Raw genomic sequence first — 14503 nt, forward strand, 5'->3', positions numbered from 1 at the left:
CCCAGTACCTCCGTGGTGCACAAAACACCGAGGTAGTTCCGTACAGCTGGGACCGCAACTCCAGCACACCCCGGCGCAGATCACGCAAGCCCCGTATAACTGACTCCGAACAACGACAAGTAGCGGGGACAGTGTGGAGCAGGTGCGGTCGGAGGGGCCTTCGCGCGCGGTGACCGCGCTGATCGCGGGCTGGCTGGGGGTGCTGGTCGGCGTGGCCGGGATCGTCGTCGGGGTGGCGACCGCGGTTCTGCGGACGCTCGGGCGTCAGATCGATCTCGACTATGTGGGCGCGGGGATCGTAGGTGGGCTCGGCGTGGTGTATCTGCTCGGCGCGGTGCTGTTGTTGCGGCGCCGGATGCTCGGCAGGCGAGTGCTGCTCACGATGGCGGCGGTGATGGCGGGGGCGACGGGGCTGGTCGTGGTGCTGAACGGGGCGAGTCACGGCTGGCGGTTCGGGCCGCTGGACTGCTGGCTCGGGCTCAATGTGGTGATCCTGGCGTTCAGCGTGATCGAGCCGACGCGCCGCTGGACCGCGACGCGATAGCGGCGGACGGGATACGGTCGGACCATGCTCGAGCAGGAGAAGACAACGACTCTCGGTGACGTGACGGCCGTCGTCGCCGTGACCCTCGGCGCGCTCGCCGCCGTCGCGAATCTGCTCGGCGCGGCGTACGTCCTTCGCACCTTCTTCAGCGACCCGGAGCTGCTCGACGATTCGCTCGTCCTCTTCAGCACCCTCGGCGCGCTGGCCGCCGCGTTCGCCTTCGGCTACGGCGCGCTGCTGCTCGCTCGCCGCGACGACACCGGCCGCTGGGTGCTGATCGTCGCCGCCGCGGCGCAACTCGGTCTCGGGCTGCTCGCCCTGTTCGCCACGCTCATCGGCTACGACTCGGGGTACGGCATCCACTGGTTCGCCGACCAATCGGTAGTGCGTTCGATCTTCGTCGGTCTCGGTGGGGTGCCGGGCGCGGTGACGGCGATCGTCAACCACAACTGGACCGCCGCGGGCACCGCGACCGGTCTCGGCGCGATCGTGCTGCTCATGGCGCTCGCGCCGTGGACGGCGGCCTACACACGCGCACGCCCGAAAGATCTTGTCGGACCGGCCGTATAGTTTCAGCTGGTCAGCACCAGGGCACACAGCTCGTCCGGAGGGGGAAACGATGGGGTATCCGCACGGCCCACAGGGCTACGACCCGTACGCGGCACAGGGTTACGCACAACCGGGCTACGCCCCCGACCCCTACGCTCAGCCCTACGGTGCTCAGCCGTATGCCGAATACGGCTATGGCGCACCGGCTTACGGCGCGTACCCGCCGGGCTACGGCCAGCCGCGCCCCGGCGGGGGAACGGCGATCACCGCTGCTGTCATCTCACTGCTGCTGTCGCTGATCGCCCTCGGCGGACTCGGAATCGCCGCGGCCGTCATCTTCGGCACCGAGCCGACCAGCGCCACCGACGAAGCGGGCCGATCCGAGGTGACCATCGGCCTCGCCATCGGCGCCGTCCCCAGCCTGCTGTGGTTCCTCGGCTCGATCCTGTTGTTCCGCCGCAAGACCGCAGGCCGAGTACTCCTCATCCTGCTGTCCGTCCTCGCCCTGGCAGGCACCTGGGTCTCGGTCCTCATGGCGCTGAGCCAGACCTCCTCATCGGAGGCCGGCGGCGCGATCGCGGGCGCCCTCGTGATCTCGTTCTTCCCCCTGATCATCCTCATCCTGACGGCAGCCCCCTCGACGGGCCGCTGGATCCGCGCCGGCCGCCCGACCGCATATCCCCACTACTGACGCTCCCATCCCGCCCCGGAACAGCGACTCACACCCGACGTTGCCGTACGCATCGCCGTCGGTGCGGTCCTGTCCGGGTAGCGGCTGACAAAAGCGCAGGTCAGGAGTCGGTCATGGACTCCGCCGGGACAATCGGCGGTCTTCCGATACGCTGGGCACCCGTGACCGCCGCATCGTCCCCGGGTAACTCCGTCAACGCAGATTCCGCCAGCCAGGCAAACCAGTACGACCTGATCGTGGTCGGGTCCGGCTTCTTCGGCCTGACCGTGGCCGAGCGGGCCGCGAACGTGCTGGGTAAGCGGGTGCTGGTGATCGACCGCCGCTACCACCTGGGTGGCAACGCCTACTCCGAGCCCGATCCGGAAACCGGAATCGAGATTCACAAGTACGGCGCGCACCTGTTCCACACCTCGAACAAGAAGGTGTGGGACTACGTCACCCAGTTCACCGAGTTCACCGGCTACCAGCATCGCGTGTTCGGCTTGCACAAGGGCCAGGCGTACCCGCTGCCGATGGGGCTCGGGCTGATCTCGCAGTTCTTCGGCCGCTACTTCACGCCGGAGGAAGCTCGCAAGCTCATCGCCGAGCAGGCCGCCGAGGTGAAGTCCGCCGACGCGCAGAACCTCGAGGAGAAGGCGATCTCGCTGATCGGTCGTCCCCTCTACGAGGCGTTCATCCGCGACTACACCGCCAAGCAGTGGCAGACCGACCCGAAGGAACTGCCCGCGGGCAACATCACCCGTCTGCCGGTGCGCTACACCTTCGACAACCGCTACTTCAACGACACCTACGAGGGCCTGCCCAAGGAGGGGTACACGAAGTGGCTGGAGAACATGGCCGCCTCCGACCTCATCGACGTGCGCCTGAACACGGACTGGTTCGACGTGCGGGACGAGGTCCGCGCCGCCAATCCCGACGCGCCTGTGGTCTACACCGGTCCGCTGGACCTGTACTTCGACTACGCCGAAGGTGAATTGGGTTGGCGCACCATTGATTTCGAGACCGAAGTGCTCGAGATCGGCGACTTCCAGGGAACCTCGGTGATGAACTACAACGACGCCGACGCACCGTTCACCCGCATCATCGAGCCGCGCCACTTCCACCCGGAGCGCGACTACCCGACCGACAAGACGGTCATCATGCGCGAGTTCTCGCGTTTCGCCCAGACCGGCGACGAACCGTACTACCCGATCAACACCCCGGAGGACCGCGCCAAGCTGCTCGCCTACCGCGAGCGCGCCAAGCGCGAAACCGCCGAGAAGAAGGTACTTTTCGGTGGCCGCCTCGGCACCTACCAGTACCTGGACATGCACATGGCGATCGGTTCGGCGTTGAGCATGTTCGAGAACGTGCTCCGCCCGCATCTCGAGTCGGGCGCGCCCCTGGTGGACGAGGCATGAGCGCGCAACCGATGCTCGAAGACGTGACCACCGAGACGCGCGCCAAGTCGCTGCTGCAACGTGTCATCCTGCCGCGCCCGGGCGAACCGCTGGACGTGCGGACCCTCTACCTGGAGGAATCCACCACCAACGCCCGTCGCGCGCACGCCACCAGCCGCACCGCGCTCTCGATCGGCGCGGAGTCGGAGGTGTCGTTCTGCACCTACTTCAACGCGCTGCCCGCCAGCTACTGGCGTCGGTGGAGCGTGCTGAAGTCGGTGGTGCTCCGGCTGGAACTGGCCGGGCACGGTCGCGTCGACGTGTACCGCTCCAAGGCGGACGGTTCGCGAATCCACGTGCAGGGCAAGGAGTTCGCCGTTCCGCAGGGTGCGGATTCGGTGTCGGTGGAGTTCGAGACCGACCTGGGCCCGTTCGAGGACGGCGGCTGGATCTGGTTCGACATCACCACCGACACGGCGGTCACCCTGCTCGCGGGTGGTTGGTACGCGCCGCAGGAGGCGCCGGGCACCGGCAGCATCGCCGTCGGCATGCCCACCTTCAACCGGCCCACCGACCTGGTGAAGACCCTGGCCGCCCTCGGCTCGGACCCGCTGGTGCTCGGCAATGTCGCCGCGGTGATCGTGGCCGACCAGGGCAACCGCAAGGTCGTCGACGAGCCGGGCTTCACCGAGGCCGCCGCGACGCTGGGCGACCGGCTCAGCATCCACGACCAGCCCAACCTCGGCGGGTCCGGTGGCTACAGCCGCGTCATGTACGAGGCGCTGAAGACCGACGCCGAGTTCATCGTCTACATGGACGACGACATCGAGATCGAGCCCGATTCGATCCTGCGCGCCCTCGCGTTCTCCCGGTTCGCCAAGTCACCGCTGCTGGTCGGCGGGCAGATGCTGAACCTGCAGGAACGCTCGCACCTGCACAGCATGGGTGAGGTCGTCGACCGCGGTATCTTCATGTGGTCCTCGGCGCCGAATGTCGAATACGACCACGACTTCTCGAAGTACCCGCTCAAGGACCGCGACAACTCCAAGCTGCTGCACCGGCGCATCGACGTCGACTTCAACGGCTGGTGGACCTGCGTGATCCCGCGCAAGGTCGCCGACCAGATCGGTCAGCCGCTGCCGCTGTTCCTCAAGTGGGACGACGTCGAATACGGTCTGCGCGCGCGTGACGCGGGGTACTCCACGGTCACCCTCCCCGGTGCCGCCGTCTGGCACATGGCCTGGTCCGACAAGGACGACGCCATCGACTGGCAGGCCTACTTCCACCTGCGCAACCGCCTGGTCGTCGCCTCGCTGCACCTGCCGGGCGACGGCAAGCCGATGATCGTGAACACGGTCAAGGCCACCCTCAAGCACCTGCTGTGTCTCGAGTACTCCACGGTCGCCATCCAGAACGAGGCGATCCGCGACTTCCTCGCCGGGCCGGAAGGTCTGTTCGACCTGCTGCCGAGCGCGCTGGGCAAGATCCACGCGATGCGCAAGGAGTACCCGGACGCCGTCGTGGTTCCGTCGTCGACCGAACTGCCGCTGGCCAGCCGCCACGGTGTCGGCGCCGTCGGTGAACCGGGCAACCCCATCGCGAAGGTGGCGCGCCTGGCCAAGGGCGTGGTGCACAACTTCCGCAAGGCCGACCCGGCCGCCCACGAGACACCACAGCTCAACGTGCCGACGCTGGACGCGCGCTGGTTCCTGCTCTCGCAGGTCGACGGCGTGACCGTGACGACCGCCGACGGCCGTGGCGTGGTGTACCGCAAGCGCGACCCGCGCAAGGCGGCGGAGCTGCTCAAGGAAGCTCTGCGCCTGCGCAAGGAGCTCACCGCCCGCTTCCCGGAGATGCAGCAGCGCTACCGGGCCGCGCACGCCGAGCTGACGAGCACGGCGGCGTGGGAGAAGACCTTCGGCCTGAACGGAACGAGCAAGTGAACGCGATCAACTCGGAACTGGAACTCCTCGACGAGGGCTGCGGCGGCGACTGCGCGTGCAGTGGCGAGTACGTGGAGGTGCCCGTCGAGGTCGCGATCCTCAACGCCGTGCAGGGCACCATCGGCACCAACCCGGCCGTCGTGTCGGCCGCGCGGGCGATGTCGCACTTCGGTGAGCACGCGCTCGGCTGGGTCGGCATCGCGGCGGCGGGCTGGCTGGTCGACAAGCCGCGCCGCCGTCAGTGGGCGGGCGTGGCCGTCGGCGCGGTCGGCGCGCACGCGGCGTCGATCGTCATCAAGCGCATCGTCCGCCGCCCGCGCCCGAACGATCCGTCGGTGCAGGTCAACGTGTCGACGCCGAGCAAGCTGAGCTTCCCGTCCTCGCACGCCACCTCCACAACGGCGGCGGCGGTGTTGCTCGGCAGGCTCACCGGGCTACCCTTGCCTGCGGTGCTCGTGCCACCGATGCTGTTGTCCCGGGTCGTGCTCGGGGTGCATTACCCTTCCGATGTGCTCGCCGGTTCCGCACTGGGGGCCGCGTCGGCCGCCGCCGTGCTCGCCGCCGAAAAGAGACGCCGCCCGTGACCGCTACCGAAAGAACTCTGGCTGAGATGAGCGAAGAACCGTCCGCCGCCGTCCTGGATGAGGCTGCTGTGAAGGGCCCGCCGAAGACCCTGGCCGGCGGGCTCGTCAAGGCCGTTCGCCCACGTCAGTGGGTCAAGAACGTGCTCGTGCTCGCCGCGCCGCTTGCCGCGGGCCCCGAAGCCGTCAGCGACCTGGGGATCCTCGCGCACGTCGCGATCGCGTTCGTCGTGTTCTGCATGGCCGCCTCGGGCATCTACCTGGTCAACGACTCCCTCGATGTCGAGGCCGACCGCGCCCACCCGACGAAGCGGTTCCGGCCGATCGCGGCGGGCGTCGTTCCTGTCAACCTGGCTTACGCGCTGGCCGCGGTGCTGCTGGTCGGTTCGATCGCCGGTTCGTTCCTCGCGTCGTGGCATCTCGCCGTGGTGATGGCCGTGTACATCGGCATTCAGCTGGCGTACTGCCTCGGGCTCAAGCACCAGGCCGTGCTCGACATCTGCATCGTCTCCTCGGGCTTCCTGCTGCGCGCCATCGCCGGTGGCGCGGCCGCGGATATCGAACTGTCGCAATGGTTCCTGCTGATCATGGCGTTCGGTTCGCTGTTCATGGCGGCGGGCAAGCGCTACGCCGAACTGCAGATCGCGCTCGACACGGGCGCCAAGATCCGCAAGTCGCTGCAGTACTACACCCCCACCTACCTGCGCTTCGTCTGGACGCTCGCGGCCACCGCGCTCGTGGTGTTCTACGGACTGTGGGCGTTCCAGCAGGGTGAGGCCCGGGACACCCAGTGGTACGCGATCTCGATGGTGCCGTTTACCATCGCAGTCCTGCGTTACGCGGTCGACGTCGATGGTGGCGAGGCCGGTGAACCCGAAGAGATCGCGCTGGGGGACCGCATCCTGCAGTTCCTCGCTATTGCCTGGATCGGAGCGGTAGGTGTCGCTGTCTATCTCACCTGACGAGATCGTGGTAGCGGAGCGGGAATCATCTGAAGACGAACGGCTGGGCAGCGCCGAACAGGCGCGCCCGGCCGCGCGTTTCGCAGCCGCGTCCCGGGCCACATTCGTCGGTGGGGTCGTGCTCACCGCCGCTCTGTTCGCGATCGGTGCCTGGCAGCGGCGCTGGATCGCCGACGACGGGCTGATCGTCCTTCGCACAGTGCGCAACCTGCTCGCGGGCAACGGCCCGGTCTTCAACATGGACGAGCGGGTCGAAACCAATACCAGCACCGCCTGGACCTACATCGTCTGGTTCTTCAGCTGGGTCACCCAGGCCAGGCTCGAATACGTGGTGCTCGGTGTCGCCCTCGTCGTCTCGGTTCTCGCGATGGTGTTCGCCATGCTGGGCACCGCGCGGCTGTGGGGCGGAAGCACCGGTCAGCTGCTGATCCCGGCGGGTGTGCTCGTCTACATCGCGCTGCCGCCCGCCCGCGACTACGCCACCTCCGGGCTGGAGAGCGGGCTGGTGATCTGCTGGGTCGGGCTGCTGTGGTGGCTGATGATCCGGTGGAGCCAAGCCGCCGTCGTGCGCGTTCCCGGCCTCCTCGGGCTGGTGTTCCTGGCCGGTCTCGCACCGCTTGTCCGGCCCGAGGCCACCCTGATCGGGGTGCTCGCGCTCGGCATGATCTTCCTCGCGCCGATGCCGCAGTTCCGGTTCGGACCCGTGGTGCTGCGCGCGCTGATCGTTCTCGTCGCCGGGCTGGTCCCGGTCGCCTACCAGATCTGGCGCATGGGCTACTACGGCCTGCCCTATCCCAATACCGCCGTCGCCAAGGACGCGGGCGGCGCCAAGTGGGGGCAGGGCCTGAAGTACCTGGCCGATCTGGTCGGGCCCTACTACCTGTGGATCCCGCTGCTGGTGCTGCTGGTCGCGGGCGTGCTCGCCGCCATGGCGCACGGGTTCCGGGTGAAGCCCACCTGGTCGATCGCCGCGATTCGCTCGTGGTTCCGTTCGCCGAGCGCGGTCGTGGTGATGGTGCTGCTCAGCGGCGTGCTGCTCACCGTGTACGCGGTGCGCGTGGGCGGTGACTTCATGCACGGCCGGATGCTGCTCACCCAGCTGTTCCTGCTGCTGCTCCCGGTGGCCGTCGTCCCCATCCCGGTGCGCGCGTTCGCGGCACGGGACTGGTCGTTCGCGGTGCTGCTCGTCGCGCTGCTCGGCACGGCGGGCTGGTCGCTGTACGCGGCGAGCACCACCGCCATCACCACGGGAACCAAGATCAGCGCCTCGGGCATCGTCGACGAGCGCGTGTACTACGTGCTCAATACCGGTCACGATCATCCGATCCGCGCCGAGGACTACCTCGACTACCCGCGCATGCGGGCGATGGTGAACGACATCGCGAACAACCCCAACGGCGGCCTGCTGCTGAATTCGCCGTCGTTCACCTTCTGGTACCTCGACCCGCCGCCGCAGCCCATTCCCGAGGGCGGCGCCGGGCACACCGTGTACTTCCTCAACCTCGGCATGACCAGCATGAACGTGCCGCTGAGCGTGCGTGTGATCGACCCGATGGGCCTGGCCTACCCGCTGGCCGCGCACTCGGACCGGCTCGTCGACGGCCGCATCGGCCACGACAAGAGCCTGTACCCCGACTGGGTGGTCGTCGATTCGGGCATGGTCGACATCCATCCGTGGATGCCGTGGTTCATGGACGAGAAGTGGGTGACCCAGGCACGCACCGCCATGTCGTGCCCCGAAACGCAGGCCCTGATGATCTCCGTGCGCGACCCGCTCACCTTCGATCGGTTCAAGCACAACCTCCGCAATGCGATGACCTTCGCGAAGTACCGCATCGACCGCGTCCCGAAGTACGAGATCCAGCGGTGTGGGTTGGTCAACCCCTACCCCGAGCCACAGCGCTGAATCGATCACATAATTACTTTTTGGTAACGCCAGGCTATCGATGTAGCGATAGGGTCAACGAGGAACTTCCGTCGGCGCACTGGTGTGCCGGATGTCAGTCGGCGGTCATTGCAACCGCGGTTCCGCGCGAACCGCACGAGGAAAGGCCCAACACAGAATGCGTGGCGGACGTCTGAGAACCAGGGGAGCCGGCTGGCTCAAGCGGTCGGTGCTGGTTTCGTTGGCGATCGTGCTGCCGCTCGGGGCGTCGGTGGCAGGTCCCACCGGCACCGCGACGGCGGCATTCGATCCCAGTGGTTTCGATTTCTGGGTCGACTCCGAAATGGGCCCGATCAAGTCGCGGATCTTCCGCGCCGCGGACGGCAACACCGGCCGCGTGGTCTACGCGCTCGACGGTATGCGTGCCCGCGACGACCTCAACGGCTGGGAAATCGACACCAATGTCGCCCGCGCGCTGACCGCGGCCAACATCAACGTCGTGATGCCCGTCGGCGGCCAGTCCAGCTTCTACGCCGACTGGAACGCGCCGAGCAACTTCTTCGGCCTCGATGCCGGTTCGGGCGGTAGCTCCACCGGTTCGGCGGCCACCGGCTCGTCGATGACCGGTTCGTCGATCGCCCCGGCCCAGGTGGCGGGCAAGAAGAACACCTACAAGTGGGAAACCTTCCTGACCACTCACCTGCGCAACGCGCTGTCGAGCAGGCTCGGTTTCAACCCGAACAACAACGGCGTCTTCGGCCTGTCGATGGGTGGCTCGGCCGCCCTGACCCTGGCCGCCTACCACCCCGACCAGTTCAGCTACGCCGGTTCGTTCTCCGGTTACCTGAACATCTCCGCGCCGGGCATGCGTGAGGCGATGCGCACCGCCATGATCTCCGCGGGCGCCTTCAACATCGACGCGATGGCGCCGCCGTGGGGCCCGCAGTGGCTGCGGATGGACCCGTTCGTCTTCGCCCCGCGCCTGGTCGCCAACGGCACCCGCGTCTGGGTCTCGGCCGCCAGCGGTATCCCCGGTGCCGGCGATGTGTCCAACCCGATGGAAATCGTGCAGGGCGTTCCGCTGGAACTGCTCGCGATGGTCAACAGCCGGGCCTTCCAGGTCCGCATGGCCACCCTCGGCGGCGGCAACGCCACCTTCGACTTCCCGATCACCGGCGTGCACAACTGGCGCAACTGGGAAGCGGAAGTCCACCGCATGATCCCCGACCTTTCGGCCAATATCGGCTGAGTCGGCTGGTTTCACGCGAAACCGCCCGGGTGCATTCGCACCCGGGCGGTTTTGTGCTTTCGCGTCACGATCCGAGACAAAGACGGTGACGAATCATGTGCGACAGATCACCCAGAGTTGTGTTGCGGGTCACTTTCCAGCAACATGTAAGCGTTCGTGAAGCGTTTGATACTCAGTGAGCATGCGTCGAGGTTGAATCGTCCGTTTTGCCCTGGTTCGATCACATTTCGGCGCCCGATGAGGAATCCGACTGCGTAGCTCGGGGTTTGCGCTATCGGTCTGCCGAGAAAGGTCTAGTCGAATGCGAACACTGCGCCGCGAGCGTGGACCCGTGAAGACCGCAACCCGCGGATCGTGGGTGCGGCGATGGGCCGCGGGCGTATCCATGGCTCTGCTCGTCCCGCTCGCCACGGCCGTCGGCGGCACCGCCGCGCCGGCCGCCGCGGGCTTCAACCCGGCCGCGTTCGACTTCTGGGTCGATTCCGGCATGGGCCCGGTGAAGACGCGCATTCTGCGCGCGGCCAACGGCAACACCAATCGAGTGGTCTATGTCCTCGACGGTATGCGCGCCCCCGAGCATCTCAACGGCTGGGAAATCGAGACCGATATCCCCAACGCGCTCGCGCGGGCCGATATCAACGTGGTGATGCCGGTCGGTGGAATGTCGAGTTTCTACGCCGACTGGAATTCCCCGAGCAGCTTCTTCGGTGTGCCCGGCACCGGCCCCGCCACCGGTTCCGGCGGGATCGACGCGTTCGCAGGCGGACCGGGCAAGAGCTACCGGTACCAGTGGGAAACCTTCCTCACCAGGGAACTGCCCAACGCGCTCGGCGACCGGCTCGGCTTCAGCCGCACCCGCAACGGCGTGTTCGGCCTGTCGATGGGCGGTTCGGCGGCGCTCACTCTCGCCGCCTACCACCCCGACCAGTTCTCCTTCGCGGGCGCCTACTCGGGTTACCTGAACATCTCCGCGCCCGGTATGCGTGAGGCCATCCGCCTCGGCATGATCGACGCGGGCGGCTACAACGTGGACTCCATGGCCCCGCCGTGGGGCCCACAGTGGCTGCGGATGGACCCGTTCGTGTTCGCCCCCAACCTGGTCCGCAACAACACCCGCCTGTGGATAGCGGCGGGCTCAGGCTTGCCGACCAGTTCCGACGGACCGAACATCAACACCGTCAACGGAATGGCGCTGGAAGCGCTGGCACTGGCGAACACTCGCGCCTTCGAAGTCCGCATGGCCACCCTCGGCGCACGCAACGTCACCTACTCGTTCCCGCCCTTCGGCATCCACGCCTGGAACACCTGGAACGACGAGGCCCTGCGCATGATCCCGGACCTGTCGAACAATATCGGCTGACAAAACATGAACCGGCGCCGAATATTTCGGCGCCGGTTTCGTGTGTCCGGACAACAACGGGTTTTCGGCGCCTCGCACCCGAAGGGCGAGATGTAACGCCGCAGGCGCAGTATCGCCCTTCGGGTGCGAGGCCCTCAGGGCCGAAAACCCCGCGGCGCCAGCCGCCAATGTCACTGCCCTTGCAAGTAATTCGCCAGTCGAATATCCTCCAGCGAGCGTAAGTGTGACCAGATCGTTGTTTCATCTCTTCTGACGACCGGAGTGTCGGGATCCGGTTGTCGGCACCGACGTGTCTGGCATGCCATAACAGCAGAAAGAGAGCGGAATTCACATGCGTTTCGGCAAGGCCGTCGCGCCGAAGGGTGACCAGCCGGGTACCTCCCGGGGCACAGCACCTCGTGGTTGGCGTAATCGAATTCTAGCTGTCGGCGCAGCAGCCCTCGTGCTGCCGATCGCCGCGGGTGCGGCGGCCCCGACTGCGTTCGCCGCGCCGGTTCCGGGTGTCGCACTGCGTGCGCCCGCGGGTGGCTACGAAGAACTGATGGTCCCGTCGAAGATGGGTCCGGTGAAGGTCCAGGTCCAGTGGGCCCGCAATGGCGGCAATGCCGCGTTGTACCTGCTCGACGGTCTGCGCGCCCGCGACGACCGCAACGCCTGGTCCTTCGAGACCAACGCGATGCAGCAGTTCGCCAACGACAACGTCACCCTGGTGATGCCGGTCGGTGGCCAGTCCAGCTGGTACGCCGACTGGACCGCCGCGTCCAACACCAACGGTCAGAAGACCACCTACAAGTGGGAAACCTTCCTCACCGAAGAGCTCCCCGCCTTCCTCGAGGGCTACGGCGTTTCCCGCCACAACAACGCGGTGCTCGGCCTGTCGATGTCGGGTCCGGCCGCGCTGCGGCTGGCCGCCCTGCACCGCGACCAGTTCAAGCACGCTTCCTCGCTGTCGGGCCCGCTGAACTGGGGTGCCCCCGGCATGCGTGAGGCCATCCGCGTGATGATGCTCGACGCGGGCCGCTTCAATGTCGACTCCATGGCCGCTCCGTGGAGCCCGGCGTGGCTGCGGATGGACCCGATGGTGTTCGCGCCGGAGCTGCGTGGTCTGCCGATGTTCATCTCCTCGGCCAACGGCCTGCCCGGTCAGCACGATCGTCCGGCCGGTCTGGGCGGGGTGTACAACACCGCCAACGCGATGGGCATCGAGGCCATCTCGTTCGTGAGCACCCTGGCGTTCCAGCGTCGTCTGGCCAGCCTCGGCATCCCGGCCACCTTCGACTTCCCGGCCACCGGTACCCACTCGTGGAAGTACTGGGAAGACCAGCTGTGGAAGGCTCGCCCGCAGATCCTCGGCGCGCTCGGTGCCTGAGTAGTTTCCGCACAGCAACGCTGAGAAGACCGGCTCACCCGCAGGGTGGGCCGGTCTTTTTGCTGTGCGGGCGCTTCGCGTGTCTTCCCCGGTTATCGGCCGGTACTGCGGTACAACGTGACGGAGGCTGTGTCCCAGGGTGGGGATAGGAGGTCGCGCGTGTTGCAGAAACATCGTCTCCGGGCGCCGATTCGGCGGATCCTCGGAATCGCGGCCATGACCGCCGCCCTGCTCGGACCGGCACTCACCGTTCCCACGCCCGCGCAGGCCGCGGTGGCGTCGGTGCAACGGGTGGAGTGGCTGACGGACCGACGGGTGGCCCTTACGGTCTTCTCGCCCGCCATGAACACCCCCATCCAGGTGCAGATGCTGCTGGCCCGTGACTGGCACGCCCGGCCCGACGCCGCGTTCCCGATGATGCTGATGCTCGACGGCCTGCGCGCCCAGGACGACGAGAACGGCTGGACCAAAGACGCCGACGCCGAAGGGTTCTACGCCGACAAGAACGTGAACGTGGTGCTGCCGGTGGGCGGTCAGTCCAGCTTCTACTCCGATTGGCTCGAGCCCAACAACGGCCGTGTGTACAAGTGGGAGACCTTCCTCACCAAGGAACTCCCGCCGGTGCTCGAACGTGATTGGCGCACGACGGATGTGCGTGGCGTCCAGGGGCTTTCGATGGGCGGCACGGCCGCGATGAACCTGGCGGGCCGCAATCCCGGCCTGATGAAGTACGTGGCCTCGTACTCGGGCCTGCTCACCACGACGACGCTCGGTATGCCGCAGGCGATCGAATTCGCGGTCCGCGACGCGGGCGGGTTCGAGTCGTCGGCGATGTGGGGTCCGCCCGGCAGCCCGGAGTGGGCCGCCCACGATCCCTATCTGCTCGCGGAGAAGCTCAAAGGCGTGAGCATGTACGTCTCGAGCGGCAGCGGGCTGGCGGGCAGCCACGATCAGGCGGGCGAGATCCCGCTGCTGAGCGAGAACTGGGCGGGCACCGGGCTGGAGATCCTCTCGCGTCTGTCGACCCAGAACTTCGTGACCAAGCTGGAGAAGCTCGCGATCCCGGTGCAGGCGAATTACCGTCCGGCGGGCACACATTCGTGGCCGTACTGGGATTTCGAGATGCGTCAGTCGTGGCCGCAAGCCGCGGCCGCGCTGGGCACGGAGCCCGGTGGGGCGCAGTGCGCGGCGGGCGGGGCGATCGGTTCGGTTGTGCAGGTGGCGAATTGGCTCGGCGGGTGCGTCACGGGGGAGTACGCGGCGGGCGCCGGGGTGGTGCAGGACTTCATGAACGGCCGGGTGTTCCATTCGGCCGCGACGGGGACCCACGCCGTCGGCGGCCGGATCGGCGGCACCTACGCCGGAATCGGCGGTGCCGCTTCGCCGTTGGGGCTGCCGACCGGCGACGAGCACGGTCTGCCCGATGGGCGCGGCCGCATGCAGACCTTCGAGGGCGGCTCGATCTACTGGACGCCGCAGACCGGCGCGCAGGTGGTGCGCGGCGCCTTCCTCGAGGAATGGGGCAGGCAGGGCTTCGAGGGTGGGCCCGCGGGCTACCCGCTGGCCGCCGAGGCGCGCACGCCCAGCCGCGACGGCGCGGTGCAGGCCTTCGAACACGGCACCATGTTCCACAGCGCCGCCACCGGCGCGCACCGCGTGGAGGGCTTCATCCTCGACAAGTACGCCCAGCTCGGCTTCGAGAACAGCCCCCTGGGGTTCCCGGTGTCGGGTGAGCTGCCGCTGAAGGACTTCGGCCGGGCCACCCGGTTCGAGGGCGGCACCATCTACTGGAGCCCGCTCTCGGGTGCCTTCGCGGTGCGACCGGGCCCGCTGGCCGACGCCTGGGCCGCACAGGGCTTCGAGAACGGCCGTCTGGGGTATCCGGTGAGCGACGAGTTCACCGTTCCGGGTGGTGTGCAGCAGAATTTTCAGACCGGGTTCATCGTGGTGCGCGACGGCAGATCCGAAGTGCACGGTGTGTGAGCTCGGGC

12 protein-coding genes are annotated in these 14503 nt (G+C 67.5%); all 12 read left to right on the plus strand.

Annotated features, from left to right (window positions below; translation table 11 throughout):
- Positions 1-133: 133 nt before the first annotated feature.
- The 12 genes from NCO8_RS15010 (at position 134) to NCO8_RS15065 (ending at position 14495) form a co-directional block, all read left to right on the plus strand.
- Entirely contained in the window at positions 134-544 is a 411-nt protein-coding gene (locus tag NCO8_RS15010) for a hypothetical protein (RefSeq protein ID WP_067640226.1), read from the plus strand.
- 24 nt (positions 545-568) lie between these two features.
- Positions 569-1114 (plus strand): hypothetical protein, encoded by a 546-nt coding sequence (locus NCO8_RS15015; RefSeq protein ID WP_067640227.1) that lies wholly within the window; start codon positions 569-571, stop codon positions 1112-1114.
- Between the two features lie 49 nt (positions 1115-1163).
- Entirely contained in the window at positions 1164-1784 is a 621-nt protein-coding gene (locus NCO8_RS15020; protein WP_067640229.1) for a hypothetical protein, read from the plus strand.
- A 161-nt stretch (positions 1785-1945) separates the two neighbouring features.
- Positions 1946-3184 (plus strand): UDP-galactopyranose mutase, encoded by a 1239-nt coding sequence (gene glf / locus NCO8_RS15025; protein ID WP_067640231.1) that lies wholly within the window; start codon positions 1946-1948, stop codon positions 3182-3184.
- Positions 3181-5106: a glycosyltransferase gene (locus NCO8_RS15030; protein ID WP_067640234.1), complete on the plus strand. Its 1926-nt coding sequence runs from the start codon at positions 3181-3183 to the stop codon at positions 5104-5106. Before glf ends, NCO8_RS15030 begins: the two co-directional genes overlap by 4 nt.
- Positions 5107-5177: 71 nt before the next feature.
- Entirely contained in the window at positions 5178-5690 is a 513-nt protein-coding gene (locus NCO8_RS15035; protein WP_067494988.1) for a phosphatase PAP2 family protein, read from the plus strand.
- Positions 5691-5716: 26 nt separating this feature from the next.
- Positions 5717-6649: a decaprenyl-phosphate phosphoribosyltransferase gene (locus NCO8_RS15040; RefSeq protein WP_067494894.1), complete on the plus strand. Its 933-nt coding sequence runs from the start codon at positions 5717-5719 to the stop codon at positions 6647-6649.
- Positions 6650-6653: 4 nt separating this feature from the next.
- A complete protein-coding gene (locus NCO8_RS15045; RefSeq protein WP_067640405.1) occupies positions 6654-8555 on the plus strand; it encodes an arabinofuranosyltransferase AftB family protein in 1902 nt (633 codons plus the stop codon).
- A 157-nt stretch (positions 8556-8712) separates the two neighbouring features.
- The gene (locus NCO8_RS15050; protein WP_067640236.1) at positions 8713-9783 is read left to right on the plus strand and encodes an alpha/beta hydrolase; all 1071 of its coding nucleotides are present in this window, start codon (positions 8713-8715) and stop codon (positions 9781-9783) included.
- 301 nt (positions 9784-10084) lie between these two features.
- Positions 10085-11143, plus strand: coding sequence for an alpha/beta hydrolase (locus NCO8_RS15055; RefSeq protein ID WP_067640238.1), 1059 nt, complete (start codon positions 10085-10087; stop codon positions 11141-11143).
- 331 nt (positions 11144-11474) lie between these two features.
- A complete protein-coding gene (locus NCO8_RS15060) occupies positions 11475-12512 on the plus strand; it encodes an alpha/beta hydrolase (RefSeq protein ID WP_243750028.1) in 1038 nt (345 codons plus the stop codon).
- A gap of 216 nt (positions 12513-12728) precedes the next feature.
- Positions 12729-14495 carry an alpha/beta hydrolase-fold protein gene (locus NCO8_RS15065; RefSeq protein ID WP_067640240.1) on the plus strand — a complete coding sequence of 589 codons (1767 nt, stop codon included), beginning with the start codon at positions 12729-12731 and terminating at the stop codon, positions 14493-14495.
- Positions 14496-14503 lie beyond the last annotated feature (8 nt).

This window comes from Nocardia coubleae NBRC 108252 (genome assembly GCF_001612805.1).
Taxonomy (GTDB): Bacteria; Actinomycetota; Actinomycetes; order Mycobacteriales; family Mycobacteriaceae; genus Nocardia; species Nocardia coubleae.